The sequence below is a fragment of the Sphingobacterium sp. SG20118 genome (assembly GCF_044740685.1).
GTDB lineage: Bacteria > Bacteroidota > Bacteroidia > Sphingobacteriales > Sphingobacteriaceae > Sphingobacterium.
This window is the reverse complement of the sequence record NZ_CP172826.1, coordinates 2,116,921-2,137,004: the sequence shown is the minus strand read 5'-3', so window position 1 is coordinate 2,137,004 and position 20,084 is coordinate 2,116,921. Positions and strand designations below refer to the sequence as shown.

Annotated in this window: 16 protein-coding genes, 1 tRNA gene and 1 pseudogene; 4 read left to right on the top strand and 14 right to left on the bottom strand. The window is 36.2% G+C overall.

Annotation, left to right across the window (positions count from 1 at the left end; genetic code table 11):
- Nucleotides 1-11 precede the first annotated feature (11 nt).
- On the bottom strand, nt 12-1,268 hold the full coding sequence (fucP, locus tag ACFX5U_RS10020; RefSeq protein WP_400263344.1) for an L-fucose:H+ symporter permease: 1,257 nt from the start codon (nt 1,266-1,268) through the stop codon (nt 12-14).
- A gap of 141 nt (nt 1,269-1,409) precedes the next feature.
- On the opposite strand from fucP, the gene ACFX5U_RS10015 reads away from it, so the two are divergent.
- Nucleotides 1,410-2,306: an AraC family transcriptional regulator gene (locus ACFX5U_RS10015; protein WP_400263343.1), complete on the top strand. Its 897-nt coding sequence runs from the start codon at nt 1,410-1,412 to the stop codon at nt 2,304-2,306.
- On the opposite strand, the gene ACFX5U_RS10010 is transcribed toward ACFX5U_RS10015, so the two are convergent.
- From ACFX5U_RS10010 to ACFX5U_RS09970, 9 genes and pseudogenes are all read right to left on the bottom strand, one after another.
- Complete coding sequence (locus ACFX5U_RS10010) at nt 2,275-2,733, bottom strand: zinc-binding dehydrogenase (protein ID WP_400263342.1); 459 nt, start codon at nt 2,731-2,733, stop codon at nt 2,275-2,277. The genes ACFX5U_RS10015 and ACFX5U_RS10010 overlap by 32 nt on opposite strands.
- The gene (locus ACFX5U_RS10005) at nt 2,723-3,247 is read right to left on the bottom strand and encodes an alcohol dehydrogenase catalytic domain-containing protein (protein WP_400263341.1); all 525 of its coding nucleotides are present in this window, start codon (nt 3,245-3,247) and stop codon (nt 2,723-2,725) included. Before ACFX5U_RS10005 ends, ACFX5U_RS10010 begins: the two co-directional genes overlap by 11 nt.
- Complete coding sequence (locus tag ACFX5U_RS10000) at nt 3,247-6,000, bottom strand: outer membrane beta-barrel protein (protein WP_400263340.1); 2,754 nt, start codon at nt 5,998-6,000, stop codon at nt 3,247-3,249. Before ACFX5U_RS10000 ends, ACFX5U_RS10005 begins: the two co-directional genes overlap by 1 nt.
- 138 nt (nt 6,001-6,138) lie before the next feature.
- Entirely contained in the window at nt 6,139-6,666 is a 528-nt protein-coding gene (locus tag ACFX5U_RS09995) for a ferritin (protein ID WP_038698166.1), read from the bottom strand.
- Between the two features lie 179 nt (nt 6,667-6,845).
- Nucleotides 6,846-7,220 (bottom strand): DUF6686 family protein, encoded by a 375-nt coding sequence (locus ACFX5U_RS09990; protein WP_280568143.1) that lies wholly within the window; start codon nt 7,218-7,220, stop codon nt 6,846-6,848.
- A gap of 207 nt (nt 7,221-7,427) precedes the next feature.
- The gene (gene hpf, locus ACFX5U_RS09985; RefSeq protein ID WP_038698164.1) at nt 7,428-7,772 is read right to left on the bottom strand and encodes a ribosome hibernation-promoting factor, HPF/YfiA family; all 345 of its coding nucleotides are present in this window, start codon (nt 7,770-7,772) and stop codon (nt 7,428-7,430) included.
- A 14-nt stretch (nt 7,773-7,786) separates the two neighbouring features.
- Nucleotides 7,787-8,603: pseudogene (locus ACFX5U_RS09980) on the bottom strand (tyrosine-type recombinase/integrase).
- Between the two features lie 156 nt (nt 8,604-8,759).
- Nucleotides 8,760-8,954 carry a 30S ribosomal protein S21 gene (gene rpsU, locus ACFX5U_RS09975; protein WP_038698160.1) on the bottom strand — a complete coding sequence of 65 codons (195 nt, stop codon included), beginning with the start codon at nt 8,952-8,954 and terminating at the stop codon, nt 8,760-8,762.
- An 88-nt stretch (nt 8,955-9,042) separates the two neighbouring features.
- Complete coding sequence (locus tag ACFX5U_RS09970) at nt 9,043-9,681, bottom strand: HAD family hydrolase (protein ID WP_400263339.1); 639 nt, start codon at nt 9,679-9,681, stop codon at nt 9,043-9,045.
- 88 nt (nt 9,682-9,769) lie between these two features.
- Here ACFX5U_RS09970 and ACFX5U_RS09965 point away from each other — a divergent pair.
- Nucleotides 9,770-9,843: transfer RNA gene (locus ACFX5U_RS09965), tRNA-Ile, on the top strand.
- Between the two features lie 1,537 nt (nt 9,844-11,380).
- On the opposite strand, the gene ACFX5U_RS09960 is transcribed toward ACFX5U_RS09965, so the two are convergent.
- Together ACFX5U_RS09960 and ACFX5U_RS09955 are read right to left on the bottom strand one after the other, a co-directional pair.
- The gene (locus tag ACFX5U_RS09960; protein WP_400263338.1) at nt 11,381-13,393 is read right to left on the bottom strand and encodes a catalase; all 2,013 of its coding nucleotides are present in this window, start codon (nt 13,391-13,393) and stop codon (nt 11,381-11,383) included.
- Between the two features lie 198 nt (nt 13,394-13,591).
- The gene (locus ACFX5U_RS09955; protein ID WP_038698153.1) at nt 13,592-13,780 is read right to left on the bottom strand and encodes a CsbD family protein; all 189 of its coding nucleotides are present in this window, start codon (nt 13,778-13,780) and stop codon (nt 13,592-13,594) included.
- 575 nt (nt 13,781-14,355) lie between these two features.
- Between ACFX5U_RS09955 and ACFX5U_RS09950 the strand changes: the two genes are divergently transcribed.
- Nucleotides 14,356-15,282 (top strand): glycosyltransferase, encoded by a 927-nt coding sequence (locus ACFX5U_RS09950; RefSeq protein ID WP_400263337.1) that lies wholly within the window; start codon nt 14,356-14,358, stop codon nt 15,280-15,282.
- A gap of 382 nt (nt 15,283-15,664) precedes the next feature.
- A complete protein-coding gene (locus tag ACFX5U_RS09945) occupies nt 15,665-16,573 on the top strand; it encodes a hypothetical protein (RefSeq protein WP_400263336.1) in 909 nt (302 codons plus the stop codon).
- On the opposite strand, the gene ACFX5U_RS09940 is transcribed toward ACFX5U_RS09945, so the two are convergent.
- Nucleotides 16,551-18,029, bottom strand: coding sequence for a glycoside hydrolase family 130 protein (locus ACFX5U_RS09940; RefSeq protein WP_038698149.1), 1,479 nt, complete (start codon nt 18,027-18,029; stop codon nt 16,551-16,553). The genes ACFX5U_RS09945 and ACFX5U_RS09940 overlap by 23 nt on opposite strands.
- A gap of 223 nt (nt 18,030-18,252) precedes the next feature.
- Nucleotides 18,253-19,362 carry a D-TA family PLP-dependent enzyme gene (locus tag ACFX5U_RS09935; RefSeq protein ID WP_400263335.1) on the bottom strand — a complete coding sequence of 370 codons (1,110 nt, stop codon included), beginning with the start codon at nt 19,360-19,362 and terminating at the stop codon, nt 18,253-18,255.
- Nucleotides 19,363-20,084 lie beyond the last annotated feature (722 nt).

The window sequence follows — 20,084 nt, the reverse complement described above, 5'->3', positions numbered from 1 at the left end:
ATAAATTATTTCTAAGCAGTTTTTCCAGCTTGATCCGTTATATTTTTGTTTGCTAGAGCAAATAAAAGCACAACCACAAAACAGATTAAAGGGACCCAGTATCCAAGTTGTAGATTTCCTGTCATGTCCGAAATTAAGCCCAGTAGAGGCGGCAATATAGCGCCACCTACGATAGACATAACAATCAAACTTGACGCCGATTTAGTATCCGAACCTATGCCTTGTACACCTACAGCAAATATGGTCGGAAACATGATTGACATAAAAAATGCAACTGCAATCAAGGCATACACTGTAAGTTGGCCGCTACCATATATCACGATAAAAGACAAACCAATACAGATTATTGCATAAAGGGTTAGTAACTTGAGGGGCTGTATGTATTTCATAAAAAATGTACCTACAAACCTTCCTAACATAAAAGCTAAACCTGTAAAACTAGCATACTTTGCAGCATCCATGGGTGCTATGCCAGCAACTTCAGTAGCATATAAAACCATAAAACTCAAAATGCATACTTGTGCACCAACATAAAAAAATTGAGCAATCACACCCCATTTCACATTTTTATGTCTCAAGGTATGGAAAAAACCAATCTTTCCATCGCTTTCATCATCTTTGATATCTGGCAACTTAGTAAAGAAAAGAACTGCAGCAACCACCAAGATGATCAAGCCTAAGATTATATAAGGTCCTTTGACTGCGGCAGTCTCAGCTTGAATATAAGCAATACGTACTTGCTCACTCATGTCTGCAATTTCGGTATCCGACTTCGGTTGCTCTGTTAAAATATACTTACCGCCCAAAATTGGAGCTATAAATGCGGCCAATCCATTAAAAGACTGCGCAAAATTCAATCGTTGCGTTGCTTTACTGGGCTCTCCCAAGATCGTAACATATGGATTTGCTGCTGTTTCCAAAATTGTCAAGCCACAGGCCACTACAAATAAAGCGCCTAAAAAGTAAGCATAACTGATTTGATTAGCGGCGGGAATAAATAGAAAACAGCCTACTGCAAAAAGACATAATCCTATCAGGATACCCGCTTTATAACCATATCTCTTCATGATTATTCCCGCAGGAATAGCCAATAGAAAATAGGCAATAAAAACTGCCGAATCCACTAAAGATGCTTGTAAATGAGTCAGACTAAAAGCATTGCGAAGATGCGGAATCAGGATTGGATCTAAGTTATGTACGAATCCCCAAAAGAAAAATAGAGATGTTACTAAAGCGATTGCTAATTTATTACTGTTACTTACTGACATATAAAATATAATTTATCATTGGTTTATGTAAAATAAGGCATAAATAATGAAACAAAATTTAAGTATTTTACCCAATTATTAAGCTATTTTAACATACTTATTAGTGTATATGTAAAATATAGTGCATATATTTATTAATAAATGAAACCACAACTATTAAAAGTCAAGGACAGTAGCATAAAATCTTTCAGTGTCAGGAACGACATTATGCCCCAAAACCACAATATTTGGCATTATCATGAAGAACTTGAATTGATTCATTTTGCAAAAGGTTCCGGAACACAGTTTATTGGAGATAGTGTCAAGAATTTCAGAAGTGGAGATATTGTATTGGTTGGCGCCAACTTACCCCATTATTGGTTATTTGACGCGCAGTACCTCGATAGCAATTATATAGATCCCGCGGATATAAGAGTCACACATTTTAAAGAAAATTTTCTAGGTGATCAATTTTTCAATCTACCGGAAAATCATAAATTAAAAAATCTACTCAAAAAATCAAGACGAGGTATACAGCTCGATAATTCCATCACCACTACATCTAAAGATCTTATAGAAAAGATTTTAAATAGCTATAACTCAACTAAAATCATAGGTCTAATTGAGGTACTTACCCTAATTGCAGAGTCCGAATCCTATACTTTATTATCCAGTGAAAATTACCCCATTGATAGTCAGGATCTAGATTTCGGGCGAATGACCGTAATTATAGACTACATTACCCAGCACTATAAAACACAGATTCGACTTGAAGACATTGCCTCAATGACAGGAATGACGACTAACTCTTTCTGCCGTTATTTCAAAGCTAAATCTGGCAAAACGCTATTTCAATACCTCATTGAAATGCGGATCGGTTATGCTTGCAAATTGCTCAATGAACGCAAGATGAATGTTAAACAGATTTGTTTTGAATCGGGTTTCCAAAACTTTGTCAGTTTTCACAAATATTTTAAGGAAGCAACAGGGTGCACACCCCTACAATATCAAAAACAATTGTATAACATTATTGAAGATCAAACACCAACTTACCCATAAAATCACCCGAATCTAATAACTGATGTGCAGCCACAGCTTCTTCAAGCCTAAAGGTCCGGTAGACATTACTCTGGAGCGTCTTTTTATTGAGTAATGGGAATATTTGCTGCATAATCTCATCCCGCACAGTACGTTTAAATAAAACAGGACGACTTCTCAGCAAACTTCCAGATAAATAAATTCGCTTTTGCATCAATTTAAATAGATTTAATTCAACCTTCCCACCCTTCATCGCATTTATATATACCAAATGACCATCTGGCTTCATTACCTGGATATTTTTAGCAAAATAATCGCCTCCAATACTATCCAACACAACATCGATTTGATCAACACCGATAACCACTTCATAATCTTCTTCATTATAATTAATAACCACATCGGCCCCTAAACTTTTGCAGTATACAGCTTTCTTATCAGAGCTCACGGTCGTATACACTTTTGCACCACACAATTTTGCTAATTGTATAGCCATTGAAACCGATACCACCGCTACCGCCGTGAACTAAAAAAGCTTGACTATTCATTAATGCCCCACGTTGAAAAACATTATGATAAACTGTAAATAAAGTTTCAGGAAGTGCAGCAGCCTCTATATAACTAAAACCTTCAGGTATAGGCAGGCACTGACCTTGATTTACAGCTACATACTGCGCATATCCGGCTCCGGACAAAAGCGCACACACACGATCTCCTACCTTCCATTCGCTCACAGATTCACCAACAGCTACTATTTCTCCAGCAACCTCCAAACCTGGGATATCGGCCGAAACCCCTTCAGGCGCAGCATAGTTTCCTTTCCTTTGAAAAACGTCCGGACGGTTCATACCCGCAGCTCGCACTTTTATTAATACCTCATGAGATGAATACAATGGTTCAGTGACCTCTTTTACCGCTAGGCATTCAGGTCCTCCAAAATGGGTTATTACAACAGCTTTCATTATGATTTTTTTGGATATTTTTGCAAACGAAAATTAAGAGATAACATAAAATAACGTGACAATCTTTGATTTTGGACATCCAAAATATCATTTCCGAGAACATCCCTAGTTATTCCTGAGTTTTGATTGAGCAAGTCGAATCCCTGAACACGTAACATGGCCAAATTATTGCGCATAAAAGTATACTCAAAATAAGCATTGATAATTGTTGGATTGACATTCGTCCACGAATTGGATGAATAACCCGCATTAAGCCTTTGTGAGACCTCCACACCAAATGAACTATGTTGGCTAACATAACATTTTGACCCCAGACCAAGCACCCCTGAATGTGCGATGATTTGATCGTTATAAGGAAGCTTATAAGTAGCACTATTCAACGAGTAATTACCATTTAACTCCGCTTCAAAAATATCACTGAACATATAACGGAATTGAAGCGATTGTGAATATAATATATGCCCTCCATCATTACGGATATCATTGATATAAGTCACATTATTATAAAAATCAGCATTACCATTCAAACTCATCTGAATATTACCATCAAACAATGCAGAAGTAAATAAATAATATGCTTTAATATCATAATATCCCGAAGTATTTAAAAATGTCGTTTTTTGAACCGTAGAATTAGGCATGGTAGTTCGGTTTGACACAATTTTATCAAACACGAAATTATAGGCTAAACTACTTTCGAAATATTGTCCCTTTTTCACAATTGATTTTCGATACTTCGCTAAAATACGATTTACAAATTCAGCTTTCAGGTCCGGATTTCCCTGAATAATGTTTTGCGAATTTGTATTATCCAAAATAGGTTGAATTTGATAAAAATTAGGTTGATTATTCTTACCCAAATAGTCTACGGACAAATCCGAATTTTCATTAAACTTCCATTTTATACCTGCTGCAGGTATGAGGTTAACGTTCCCATAGGAAGTCCGGATAGACTTGTCCCGAGAATATCCCGTCAATTCAGTTGGCTGTACCGCAAAACCCACATTATATTTAAACTTACTAAAGACATCTTGTTGGTATTTCATTCCGATTCTATTGGAGGCAAAAGCATAATCATAGCGCAAACTCAACGAATCTACAAGTTGCATATTCCACAGTTCATTATCACGTTCATGAACCATGCGCCTCGCATCAATTGCTGTATAAGTAAAATCATAATTGATTTCCAAGATCCCACCCTTATCCACAGGTTCGATAATGGAGAGCGAGCTTTTTATATCTTGGTTCCTGTTATCACTTCTTACAAATTGATTTAAAAAACTAGTCTTCGTGCTCACATCATTGAATGCAGAGTCAATAATGGTGTTACGATCTAAGATATTTTCATTTTTTTCAACTGAATTATAGCCTAGGTGTAAATTGTAAACCAATTTTCTACCCGGTTTTTTAAAACTTTTAGCATATAGCACATCCAGTTCCGCATTTGGACTTGTACTCGTATTATCCGCAAGATATGTTCCGTTATTCGTAATTGTTCTGTTTTTCACATACCTGTCCCGCACTTCTTCACCTTTAGATTTGCTCCATGAAAATGTGGGCGATATTTTCAACAAATCCGTATCAGACAATTTAATATCAAAATCCCAATTCATCTGATGGCTATTATCTACTGATTTGGTTACGTAATCCTCTAGATTAGAAATGATATGATCACCGTACACTGATTGAAGGTAAGAATTTCCTTTTGTGACATTCTTCATGTTCGAAAAACTGTATCGTCCAGAAGCGTAAATTTTATCCGTCAAATTACTTGAAAAACTCGTGCCCAAAGAACCTATATTGTTAAACCCATCAGTTGGGTCTGCAAAATCAGCCAGTTCTCCCATGACGCGATCACGCGATCCACCACCATTTGGAGAACCAAAGGAAAATAAATTCGTATTCGTATTATTAAGAGACCCAACAAATGACAGCTCTTGTCCATCATTAAACCTGTTAATCCCCGCACTTGCTAAAAAACGTTCTTTATTGCCCACACCACCTGTTACTTGACCAAAAGAAATTTTCTTTTTATCATCTTTTAAGACGATGTTTAAGATCTTTTCAGACTCTCCGCCTTTTGTTCCTTTTGCATACGCTTCATCGCCGTAGTAATCAATCACCTGAATATTCTTAATAAAGTCTACAGGAAGATTTCGAGTTGCTGTCAGCACATCACCTCCAAAAAACTTTTTACCATCCACCTGAACAGACATGATTGGTTTTCCAAATGCATAAACAGATCCATCTCTAGAAACTTGAAAATTAGGAATTTGCTTCAAAGCGTCCTCAAGAAGCATGCGACGATTAAATTGAAATGCATCCATATTGAACTGTACCGTATCCTCCTTAAAAACAATTGGCTTATATTTTTTAATAAGAATTTCTTTTAGCACCGAGGTCTGGGGCTTCAGAGTAATCGTTTCTGCAACCACTCGATTGGTTGAGTTATATTGTGGATAAGAGCGTTCTACGATTTCTAAGCCCAACAAACTATAGTTCAGTCTGATGTTTTTCCCTTTAACTTCCTCAAATTTGTAGAATCCAGTATTTGAAGACGCAACCATAATGGTATCTAGCGAAGTTGTTAGGCGCACATTAACCCCAGCAAGAGGTTGTCCATCAATATCCACAACAAAACCATACACCTCCTTTTTTTGCAACTGAGCTTCAGCCCTACTAACAATAAAGAAGAGCATAATAAATAAAATGATCTTATGATTATTTCCTGATATTTCGAATTTATCCGACATCAAAACAACTTATTCTATTAGTATGTCAATATACACATTAATTCACACAACATTAACGCAGAATTACGATTTATTGTATAAAAAAAGGCGGTTATTATAAAATAAACCGCCTTTTTTTTATTTACTAGAATAAATTAATTATTCACCTGCAAAAGTTACCTTAACCAAATGCTTGTCAATTTCCCAACGTCCAGTTCCCTCTTCGCCGATCACGTCAAATAACTCTAAAATTCTTCTTGCAACAAACTCTTCTTCAACCTGTTCAGACAAGAACCACTGTAAGAAGTTAAAGGTTACATAATCTTTAGCCTTCACACATTTATCAGCGATATTATTGAACTGCTCTGTTACGAACATTTCTTGCTCCAATGTAGATTCAAAAATTCCACGGAACGAATCAAAATCAGAAGGAATGCCAGTTACTTCAGGAGAAATAGCACGACCACCTCTATTATTGATATAATTAAAAAGCTTCAACATATGCTCGCGTTCTTCATTTGATTGCTTAGCAAAAAATTCAGCAGCATTTTCTAAGCCTTGATCATCACACCAAGATGACATCGCTAAATACAAAGATGAAGAGTGAGCTTCTACCTTAATTTGCGCATTTAATATATTTTCGATTTCTTCTGTTAAAGAAGATTTTAATTTCAATAAATCTTTCATATCCGTAAGTTTTAATTCCAATATTAATAATCAAGTTTCGAACACCTGACCTACTTGAACAATACAAATATAGAGGAGATAACTGAGATTTGTATATTAAATATGCAATACAAATTCAGTCTAAATTAGACATTAAAAAGATAAGTTGTTTAGAATCAGTATAATTATAAAGAAGCTATTTAAGCCAATACTGTAAGCTGCGAATTGCGTAAACAAGCTTTGATTACACTGTTCAATTCCATCATAAACTTAGCGCCATCCAATACCTCCCTTAAGTTCAAAACAGCTTGAACATCCAATAGGTAACAGCGCTCGGTACGAAAAGGCATCACCAAAGTGAAATCAGAAGAACGAGCTGTGTCAGTCAACATGGATTCAATATTGATATTGTCGATCGATTTCTTGAATTTCAAAAAATCAGAAACAGAAAACGAAGTCGTTGTACCCCCAAACTCTAACCAATAACAATTTTTACGACTACATTGATAGATCGCACCAGCTTCAGTTTTATAAACCTCTTCTACATTTGTTAACGGACAGATTGTATTTAACATAAGGGTATTCATTTATTATTGATGCGACAAAAATAATAATTATTTATAATCAATCCAAGTAACTGTGAAGATTATTTTTAATAATTATAAATAACAATAATAAACCATTCATATTAAATCCAAAACGACGATTAGTGTTATTTTATCAGCATAAAAAAAAGACTAACCACATATGGGTTAGTCTTTTCATTATTGAACCGTTATTTATTAAAATTCTTCTTCTTCAGTCGCCAAAATTTCTTTATGATTACTTATTTGTGTCTTGGTTTTGGTTTTATGTTTGTTAATTTGTCTTCGTAAGGATTCCACTGCAATATCAGTCGCTTCTTCAAAACTCTTAGCTTGTCCTTTCGCAAAAAGTTGACTCCCGGGGATATTTATCTTTATTTCCGATATCTTATTTATTTCATCGTCTACATTTTCTAAACGCAAGTAGCATTCTCCACCAATGATTGAGTCTAAAAACTGATTCAATTTACCTGTTTTTCTTTGGATAAACTCAATTAGCTTTTGATCAGCATTAAATTTAATTGATTGCACAGTAATGTTCATTTTTCCTCCTTTTTTTAAGCTTTTGGATGAGCTTGTTTATAAATAGACTTTAATCGCTCCGCAGAATTATGCGTATACACCTGCGTTGCCGCAAGGCCTGCATGCCCGAGGAGCTCCTTTATTGCATTCAGATCTGCACCATTATCCAGCAGTGCTGTCGCAAAAGTATGTCGCAATATATGCGGACTTCTTTTCTGTTGCGAAGAAATCATCGACAAGTACTTATGTACTATTCTGTAGATTAATTTCTCATAGGCAGGTTTCCCTTCTTTAGTAACGATTAAGAAACTAGATTTATTATTATCAATATACAAAGTTTTAGCTTGTAAATAAAGCTGCAACTCCTTTATTAATGTTGCATTGATCGGAAACCAGTCTTTCTTTGCTCCTTTTACCGAATATAAGTAAATTTTTACTATAATAATCAATATCTCTATCCTGAATTTGTAATAATTCAGATAGACGAATACCTGTACCAAACAAAAGCTCCATCACCAATTTATCCCGACGACTTTCAAAATCGTGTACATTTATTTCCAACTGATCTAAGAGTGACATCAACTTATCCTTTTCTACTACCACAGGCAGCTTCTTAGGTGTCTTCAATGCCTTAATTTGTATCGGGCTCCCCTTTACCACACCTTCTCGCTGCAAGAACTTGAAATAAGTACGCAGCGCCGAAATACTACGATTGATTGTAGTAGCTGATTTCTTCGACTCGGACATCCGTGCAAAATAGTGGCGCATATCCCGATGATTAACCTGTTCGAATGCCAGATGATCATTTTTCAAAAAAGTCAAAAACAAACTCACTTCATATAAATAGGCCATTAAAGTGTGTTTGGAATAACGCCTTTCAAATTGTAGATACTTCTCAAACTCTTCCTGATACATACTCCATCCTATTTATAACTAATTTAGCAAAATAAAGCGCATAAAAAAAGGGAAAAGTAAACTTTTCCCTTTTTTTATATCTTCTAAGAAACCTTAGATTGAAACCTCTTGGTTTAATCCTTGTTTGTAAATCGCTTTTCTAACTTGAATACGACGAGTTACAGATCTCTTTTCATAAGCTTGACGAGAACGTAGTTCTCTTAAAACTCCAGTTTTCTCGAATTTCTTCTTGAAACGTTTTAATGCTCTATCTAAAGATTCACCTTCTTTTACATTTACGATAATCATGCTCTGTATATACCTCCTTTCGTAGCCTTTTAATTTTAAAGTGATGCAAAGGTACAATTATCATTGGCATTTGCAAAACAAATTTACACTAATTTTCCAACAGACCCTCTCGGTAAATCAATTCACGCAAAGTATCAGGTTTTGTCAATAGATAAGTTTGCATCCCCAACCCTTTAGCGGTTTTCAAATGTTGAGGACTATCATCAATAAAAATGGTTTCCGCCGGGACTAAATCATGGGTATTCAACACGAATTCAAAAATATCGGAATTAGGTTTACGCATACCCATCAAATGTGAATAATAATCCTTTTCAAAAAAAATGGTATTATCTGCCATCCCAAACTTATTTTTCAGATGATTCATAATCCATTGATAATGGATTTCATTATTATTGCTCAATAAGAATAAGCGGTATTTATCTTTCAACTTCAATAATAATTCATGACTTCCCTCAGCAACACCGATCAACATTGCATTCCAAGCAGCGTCAATTTGAGCATCGCTCAAAGAAGAAAGTCCTGAAATCTCACGAATTCCCTCTCGAAATGCCTTTGCAGGAATTTTTCCTTGCTCAAAATCATCAAAAAGTTTTGTTTGTGCACGATGACCGTAATATTGTCGTACATTTTTGATACCCAAGTCACTAAAGGCAGACTCCATCCTTAAAAAGTCTATCATAAAGACCACATCCCCATAATCGAGGATAATATTTTTAATTTTTTTCATCTTTTTATTTGCAAATATTAATATTTGTATCCATATTTGCATCGTCAAAACGCGGTAAACGCCACAAATTGACAAAGCAAAAATAACCGCTCCTATAGCTCAGTTGGTTAGAGTAGAAGACTCATAATCTTTTGGTCACTGGTTCGAGCCCAGTTGGGAGCACTGCTTAAAAAGCCTTACTAAAAGTAAGGCTTTTTCTGTTTAATTAAACCATCACTCACCATCTTTTCCTTCCTCCAATCATGGCGACCTTATCATTATCATCCTTCGGACAGAAGCTGGCCCTTGCCTTTGTATAATATCACCCCTGCATCACGTATGGCTGTAAACCTCTTCGAATATTAAACATTGAAAATGAGCGATTATCGTTATTGATACCTAAAGAACTATTGGAATGTGGATAACGAACTATTAAAAATTCAATAAGTTAGCACTGCAAGTATCATCTCGCCTCGGTAAAAAAGCACTAATTCATACTATTCACATAAATTAAAACACGCTTTAAATACCATACACCCCATTTTCACATTGAATCTGCCCCTTTCCGGGATTACCTTTTAGATTTTGCTAGCCACTTTTTCGCTCAAATTATGTAATTCGTATAATTAAGCGATACCTTAATTGTAAAACGAAGTCAAATTTGAAGAAATCCAGGGTACTTAATGCTCACCTCTAGATTCTTTGTTTACAACAAAGAATCTTTACGCTTATAAGTATTCATGTTCTATGAATAACTAATCTTTTTTTCAATACTAGGGGACAGCAATTTTCACCTACTGACTATATGATCAATAGAAATAGCAATTATAATAACATGTTCAACGCTTTTATAACTAGGTGTTTATCGCTTATAAAACAGCAGGAACTTTTAACGCAATTCGCAGGTATAATTCGAGAACAATGCGTTCATTAAATAAAATAGGTACCAGCTCTTATTAACGATATAGGCTAGTTTTTTCAAAAAAGAATTATTTATCCCAAATAAAAAGCATCTTATACAACAAAACGTGTCACCATCACAAAACCTACGCCTAGCGAAAGCGATAAAGTATTCCTACTGAAGCCTCCATTTCTTCAACTGAAGCAACAAAAATCTCAACTATTAAGCGTGTGAACTATTATGAAGCTAAACTATATGCCTTTCTCAAGACTTCAATTTTATTTTTGTCACCCTACAATTAGAGGTGATGACTATTGCATTGTCCCAGACCGAAGAGACATTCAAAATTTTACAACTATCTTCCCTCCGATCGTGGATATTAATATAATGCCTGATTTTAAAAATAGAGATATCCAACGCTGGATCATCAGCACAGATCAGTGATAAATTGGAGTTTACTTCAAGCTATGTCATTTAAAGCTCGTTTATAAAAGCTGTTAACGAAGAGAAAAAAAAATAGTATTCGTATCGATTATTGTTTTGAATCGAACGCTATGAATTATACAAGGCAGTGTCTTTGTCCGCATTCATCATATCGATGACTTACGGGCTTATTGATTTTAAATGATATAATTTGAAACAATAAAATGGATGTAACCTTCCCCTAACTTTGCGCTAGGGGAAGGTTACAATACCATCGCAAAAATAACTTACACAGGTACCTTACGACTATCTTCTCTTTCCCAAATGCGGTTGTGACGCAGAGTCGCTATAAAATCTTCACTGAGATTTGATTTCGATTCTAATACAATGCCTTTATCATTTTCTGTGTCTTTCAAATATGTACCTCCAATCAGTTTCTTCGGCACCTTTGGCAAATCCAATTACCTTGCAGTGTCTAAACGCTTCATTTATAAATTGAAAATAATCTGGCTCGCCTTTTAAAACAGCTACAGAATCACCTGCTGGAGTATAGAACGCATCAAAGCAGACCGAAGCATCTATTAAATAAGTATGTGCGATATCTTCCTCTCCTCCTTCCTTATAGGTCAATTTACCCACATGGGTAGAAACCAAAACAACCTCAGCACCTTCTTTGGTTAATGCACCTTTCAATTTATCGACAGAAGCTTTACTGACACCATTTGCAACCAAAAATGCAACCTTTTTAGTATCTAAACGTTCATTACCAGCTTTATTAGCCATACTGAGCCCGGGTGATTTCTCTACTTCGGGTTTATTGGCCATAATTGGGTATTCCGGATGATTCTGCTTCGCAAATTGCACGGTCAAAGGGTCCAATTCTTCCGCAGGGGTAAGACCCAAATTCTTACCCACTTTAGCCGCAAGGGTCTTATCAATTTGATTTAGTATGGCTAGCTCTCGCTTTCTAACATCAACTGATGTCACTTTAGACAATTCAAAGCTAAAGGCACTCACGATATGGTTTTGCTCAGCTTCATTTTGAGAATGAAAAAATAATCTGGCTTGCGTGAAGTGATCGGCAAATGAATTGGAACGACCTCGAATCTTTTCTCCATCGATTTTCTCAGCATGTGATTCAAAACCTTTTTCTCCTTTCATCATAGCCTGATATGGACAACCACCTCCGAGACTATTCGGGAAATAACTTACATTTCCCTTTAGGATATCCATACGGCTGGATCCGTCTACTTGATTATTGTGCTTGTCATTAATCGGTCTATTGATGGGTATTTCATGAAAATTAGCTCCTCCCAATCTATAATTCTGTGTATCGGCATATGAAAACACACGACCTTGTAACAGGGGGTCATTAGAAAAATCAATGCCTGGTACCAATCTTCCAGGGTGAAAAGCAGCTTGTTCTGTTTCGGCAAAGAAATTTGCAGGGTTGCGATTTAAAGTCATTGTTCCAATAATTTTAATCGGTACCAATTCTTCCGGAATCAATTTAGTTGGATCGAGTATATCAAATGAAAATTTCATTTCATCTTCTTCCGGTATCAATTGTACACCTAAATCCCATTCTGGAAAATTACCTTTGTCAATAGCCTCCCATAAATCTCTTCGGTGGAAATCTGTGTCGTAACCTGATATCTTTTGTGCCTCTTGCCACGCTACCTGCAATACACCCAAACGTGGTTTCCAGTGAAATTTAACAAACGTACCTTTTCCAGCATCATTGACAAACTTATAGGTATGCACTCCAAATCCTTCCATCATTCTAAAAGATCTAGGTATAGCACGATCGGACATAATCCACATAGACATATGAGCAGATTCTGGCATCAAGGAAATAAAGTCCCAAAATGTGTCATGTGCCGAAGCAGCCTGTGGAATTTCTTTGTCTGGCTCAGGTTTGACGGCATGAATCAAATCTGGAAAATTCATCGCATCCTGTATAAAAAACACAGGTATATTAATTCCAACCAAATCGTAGTTTCCTTCTTCTGTATAGAACTTGACTGCAAACCCACGGGCATCCCGCGCTAGATCGGTACTTCCTCTAAAACCGGCTACAGTTGAAAAACGAACAAACATGGGAGTTTTTGTACCTTTTTTTAAAAAATTTGCTTTGGTAAAAGCAGATAAATCTGCTGTTGCTTCAAAAACACCATGCGCTCCTGCACCACGAGCATGAACGACGCGTTCAGGGATTCTTTCACGGTCAAAATGGGCCATCTTATCCTGATGAATAAAATCTTCCATCAATGAAGGCCCTCTTTCTCCAGCCTTTAATGTATTATTATTATCATGTATCGGCACGCCATCATTGGTAGTCATTACATGCCCAGTATGATCAACAATGTGTTGATCTACATTGATTTGAGGTTTTCCATTCTTTTCCATTTGCCATCCAATTTAATTTATAACTTCTTCTCTAAATAACATACTAGCGGGTAAAATAGTTTGTCAAATTATTTCATAATTCAAAAACACATGCTTCAAGGTACAATTGTACTATGTTAAGCATAAACCCATAAAAAAATCGGTTGGATATTTTAAATTATCCAACCGATTCGTACTTTATATAAAATTGATAAACTGCTATTTCATTTTATCTAACCAATCTTCAACTTCTTCCTTAGTTTTCCCTGTTTTTGTTTGCAACTTACCCAACAATTCATCTTCTTTTCCTTCTGAATAAAGCAAGTCATCATCGGTCAATTCTGCGTATTGCTGTTTTACTTTACCTTTTAGCTCGTTCCAACGGCCTTTCCATGTTAATTCGCTCATAATAAATTCTCCTTTTTTTAATGAATTACTATATATAAAACCATTAAGTCGACTAATTGTTTTTTAAAATTGAAAATTTCTTGAGTCTCCATAAACTATCTAACAATAGACCGAAACAAATTCTCTATTGTTGATTTAAAAGAAGTATCTTGATACAATTAAAACTTTAAGCATAAGTGATTGTTTATTAATTGAATCAGAGCAAAGCATCTTGTATCGATTAAGGACTCCTTATTTTCAATAATAATTTCAATTAAGCGGTAACGTACCCCCATCCGCATCACCTGAAAAAACTACAAAAAGGAGCAACATCGAATTATAATATGCGAGCACCATATAATGAAGTTAATATATGAATGCATTTAAAGTAGTAATAAACAGTTCGCGATTCCTATTTTCTACCCGGCCCATATGCAACAGGAACGGTATCATTAAAACTAATAACACTTGTTGTGCGACATCTGCTTCCCTGATCAATAAGACTGGAACAGAAATAAAGCAACAAACCCTCCGTAACAACGCAGATCAGTCAAATCACAACCATTAATTTAGATAATTAATTTTAGAAAATCACCATGAAAATAGCCTACATCAGTACTTATTTACCGAAACAGTGTGGAATAGCAACCTTTACAAATGATCTAATCCATTCCATAGACCACCAAGATTCGGAAATAATTCAACATGTTATTGCCCTCTCTGACCGTCCGTATTCCTATCCTGAAGAGGTTGTATTTCAAATCAACCCACAGCAACAATTAGACTATATCCAAGCAGCAGATTTTATCAATGAAAACAAATACGACTGCGTTGTATTGGAGCATGAATACGGCATATTTGGGGGCAATAGTGGTGTGTATATCCTGTCATTGATCAATCAATTACACATGCCTCTATTGGTCAACTTACATACTATCCTTGAAAAACCAAATATCGATGAAAGGGCTATTCTTATTGAAATTGCTAAGCGCGCCTCTATTATAGTCGTCATGAGTTCTTACGCTATAAATTTATTGCAAAAAATATACCATGTTCATGAAGACAAGATCCGTTTAATACCGCACGGTGTACCCGCTTTTGATTATCAACAAGATCGTGCAAAAGAGAAACTACAGTTAGCACATAAAAAAATAATCCTAACTTTTGGCTTCATCGCCCGAAATAAAGGTATTGAAACAGTGATTCTTGCGCTTCCAAAAGTCGTACAGGAATATCCCGACACCGTTTACCTGCTGGTCGGAAAAACCCATCCCAATGTTTTACGCGAATCGGGAGAAGAATACCGGGAGTACCTCATCAGCCTCATCAAAGAAAAAGGGCTAGAAGAACATGTTATTTTTGTAAATGATTTTGTTAGTACCGAGGCATTGACCACCTACCTAACTGCTTGCGACATCTATATAACACCGTATATCAACGAAGCTCAGATTACCAGTGGAACATTATCATTTGCTGTAGGCGCTGGAGCAGCGGTTTCTCTCTACTCCCTATTGGCATGCTAAAGATCTATTAGCTGATGGCCGTGGTATTTTATTTGACTTCAAAAATTATAAAGAATTAAAAAACATACTTATTGACTTATTCGACAATCCGAAAAAACTCGAAGAACTCCGAAGCAGAGCCCGTCATCACGGTGAAAAGACAACATGGCGAAAATTAGGAGCTACCTATACCAAGGTACTTCAGAAATTATCTTCGACCAAAGTCAGCAGTGATGCTAAAACAAAAATATCCAGACTCGAGAGTCTACCCAAATTTAGATGGGATCATTTAGACCGCTTAACCAACCATGTCGGTATTATCCAACATGCAACCTTTGCGACACCCAATTATCGGGAAGGATACTGCCTTGATGATAATGCCCGAGCATTATTAGTCAGCCTGATGCAGTACGATGCCTTTGGAGAAAAGGCCACAAAGAAACGGATATCCACCTACCTGAACTACATTTATTATGCACAAAGAGAAGATGGCTTATTTCACAACTTCATGAACTTCCAAAATGAGTTTTTAGAAGAGACCGGATCCGAAGACTCTTTTGGCAGAGCTATTTGGGCATTGGGGTATTTATTCAATACCGCTCCTTTCGTCGACTTCTACCAATTGGGGTCAAATATGTTTTTCAAGGCACTTCCTCATTTTGAAAATTTAAAATCCATACGCGCCATTGCCTATACCATGATGGGAATAGCCGAATACCTTAAACAACAACCCAACGACGAGCATGTAACGGAATTACTACGTAGACTGGCTTTTAAATTAGTACATGAATACGACGCCAGTGCCGATGAAGAATGGAAGTGGTTTGAACCTGTACTAGCATATGACAACGCTATCATTCCACTTGCTATACTCATGTCTACCAAATTTTTAAATGATGATAAGCTCAAAAAAATTGGATTCACAAGCTTTCATTTCTTAGAAAACATCATCATGCAACACGGATTCCTATCCATTATCGGAAATCAAAAATGGGCTAAACAGAACCAAAACATGAGCAAATTTGGTCAACAACCCATTGATGTAACAGCAACCGTGCTTCTCTTTAGAGAGGTTTATGAAATCACCAAAAATGAAGAATATTTCGAAAAAATGATCCGTTCATTTGAATGGTTTTTAGGCGAAAATGACTTAAAACTCCCGCTTTACGACCATAATACCAAAGGTTGTTGCGATGGCTTAGAGACCTATGGTATCAATCGTAATCAAGGTGCCGAAAGTACACTATGCTATTTTATATCATACATCACCGTTTATAAAGCTCTTAAAATCAAATTCCAGGTAGCAGAATAGCTTGAATTAGATCCTTCAGATTTATCGTGGCATACGTAGACGCGTAATCCGACATTGCATAAGGCATAATGAGTTGGTCATTATGCACAATTGCACCACAAGAATAAACAACGTTAGGTACATAGCCTTCGCGTTCCATATTATTTGGTGTCAAGATAGGAAGGCTCAGCCTTCCTATTTCAATATGTGGATTTTCCAAATCCAACAATGAAGCACCTATCACATATTCACGCATAGGGCCAACAGCATGCGTAATAATTAACCAACCTTCTGCGGTTTCAATTGGAGAGCCGCAGTTACCCAATTGTATAAACTCATAGGGATTCTCAGGTTCTTGTACCAAATGAATGGCTTCGTTCCAGATATTGATGTAATCCGAATAAGCGATATAATTGTTTTCGCCATCGATACGACAGAGCATTGCATACTTACCATTCACCTTTCTCGGAAAAATAGCTGCCCCTTTATTAGCAATTTCACCATGGATAGGCTTCACTGTGAAATGATAAAAATCTTTGGTTGTCAACAATTTAGGTAAAATACTAATGCCGTCATAAGCGGTATAAGTAGCGTAATAGATAACTTCTCCTTTTGGGGTGATAAAACGAACAAAACGTGCATCTTCAATCCCTCTTTTTTCAGTATCAGAAATCGGAAAAATAACACGTTCAGATATTGAAGTATCCAATGAAAAAGTCATCTCATAATGCGATGAACCCAACCATACCGCCTGTTTCAATATACTATCATTATCTTCAGTATGCTCTATTTCAGCCCTAATCTCTTCCACATAGCGCTTCAATTCTTCGTAAGTAAATGTTTCTGTCAGCTTTTGACTTAACTTTTCCATTGCCTCTGCCGTATGCGGATGCAGCTCTAACAATTTAGAAAAAAAACTATTTTTATTATAACGATGATTCTTGATATTAATAGGTTTATCCAATAAAGTTCCGACAACATCCAAATGAATATCATTACTTTTGTCGATAAACCCTGAACGAAATACGATGGAAGAAACATGCCCTTCACCTGTTGCCCTAAAGCTGATAATAACGCGTTTCTCACCTTCAAATAGTTCTGTCTGATCCGGATGTTCTACAATCGAAGGGTTAAATAAAGCTGCCGATTCAATGGAATATTCCATCGTGAAATAAGAGCCAATTAACAATTTAGCCGTCATCGATATTTTATCTGTAGGCATTTCAATTCTTTCCATTAAATGCCGTATCCGGTCAAAATTACGTTCGAAAACCTTCACAATACTACGGTGTCGCTGCGAATAACTCCGCAGCACTTGACCAAAAACTTCTTTTTGCTGCGTATCTGATAATCTCAGCACCCGATGAATAACTTTTACCGAGCGCTCATCGCCCAATGAAAAGAACCGCGCAAGTACACGTTTTGTATCAGGTCTAAAATAAATATTCTTCCTATTAACTTGAACGGGCTTATACATAAACGACTAACTACTTATATGACTTAATAACTTAATTTATAAACGTTTCACTGCACACATTGTTGTAATATTTATACTTATTTTTACATAAATATCAACATAGTTAGGCATGTTACTAAAAATGCAGACTTAACAATAAAACTTTTATTTCGCAAAAATAAAATTACTATGCTCATGTTTTCCATTGAGCAACTTAAACAAATTGAATGGTTGCGTTCATCTTTTAATATTTAATTTTTCGGTCACGTGCTTTCACAGACCAATAGCCATCAATATCCCCATCTACAACGACCACTAATTTCTCGTACATAGCTACCGTCGGGCAGATATGTCTAGGTACAGCATAGAAGACTTGACCAATTTCGTACTCCCCAGAATCAGGAACCTTAACCACCATATGTTCCTCACTTTGTCCAATTTGTTCTAATTCAGCTCCATTTAAAAAATGAACACGAGGTAGAGGCGATTCACAAGCCACAGCTTTATAACCAAGATCCAGACAAAGGTGATTCTTGTCTATAATACTGATTACCCTACTCATTAAGAGCGCAGCATATTCAAAAGGTTGTTCTTGTAAAGCTTGTTCATAACCGTAATCCCAAAACACAAAAGTACCTGGACTGCAGACCACATCTGGTCTTTCCGAATGATAGCTAAAAGATGGGGTACCACCAATAATCATTCTGGAGACTGAACTGCATAACTCCAATAAAACTTGATGGGCTTCAAGCAACATAAGGTATGAAGCATCGCTCTGTTCTTCTCTCATTTGTGAATTACCGTTGTAAATATGACCATCATATCCGTGCACTCCTAGTAGTCGTAATCCAGGAAGCGCTAGTATTTCCATCGCCAACGCTTCCACCCGCTCTATTGAGGCACCAGTTCTATTCATGCCAATATTAACATCGATATACACATCCATATGACAATCTGCAGCCAGACAAGCCTCATTTAATGCTCTAGCACTTTGTACATGATCGATAAGACATGAATAGATAGTCTTTGGATAATGCTTTTTCAACTGAATCAAGCGTGTAATCTTTGGTCCAACTGGTTGATAGGCCAATAGTGCATCTTTGGCTCCCACCTCTCCTAACACCTCAGCCTCGGCAATCGTCGCACATTTAAATTGATGGATACCTGAGGCTCGAAATGCAGCACAAACATCAAACGATTTATTCGTTTTTACATGGGGCCTGATACGACTAGTATCCCCACCGACCATAGCGATTGCCTTTTGTATATTATCGTCTACCCTTTGTTCGTAGACCAAGAGTGCTGGCGAATCTACCATCAACTCCTCATTTAATACATACCATGGTTTCATCATGCTTCATCTTTAAGTGTAAACAATGCCTCAATTTTAACTGGAATATGATCAAGTAACGACGTATGATCAATAGTACCGTGGTCTGAGTGATAATGACCATCCGTCACATAATACTTATATAGACCTTTAGGTGTTGGAGCTAATCTTAGTCCTAGCTAATGAAAAATTGGTTTATAATTCTTTTCAACAATGAATTTAGCAAAATCCATTTACATCTCCTAACACTTTTTCACGATACCTTCAGATAAATTTAATGAGCTTTGGACAATAGCTAAAAAAATCATTTTCTGCTACGCGGAGTGTTTAGGTAAATAATAGAAGAGGAAAGTAAGAGAATACAAGCATTAATAATGCTATATGGCTTTTTTGATTGAATTAAAATAAATACCTTAGGACAAGTGAAGTATATATCCAGAATAAGGACATTAGGATAAGATTGTAAAACAATAAATACTTTACAAGCAATGGTTACATGGACATAACGTTTAAAAACAGGCTATCATGCAGGAAAAGAAGAAGAAAATCGAATGGTTAAAACGTGCTGGGATAGGCGCATTTATATTTTTTTTGGTCAAAGGCCTGATATGGATTGCAATCTTTATTTTTGCGGCCAAATCATGTGATTTTTCAATGTGACGCAATTATCCACCAAAATAGGCAACTTGACGAAGCGCACACTATTTGATAATCGAGACCTGATCATATTTCGCAATCCAAAATTT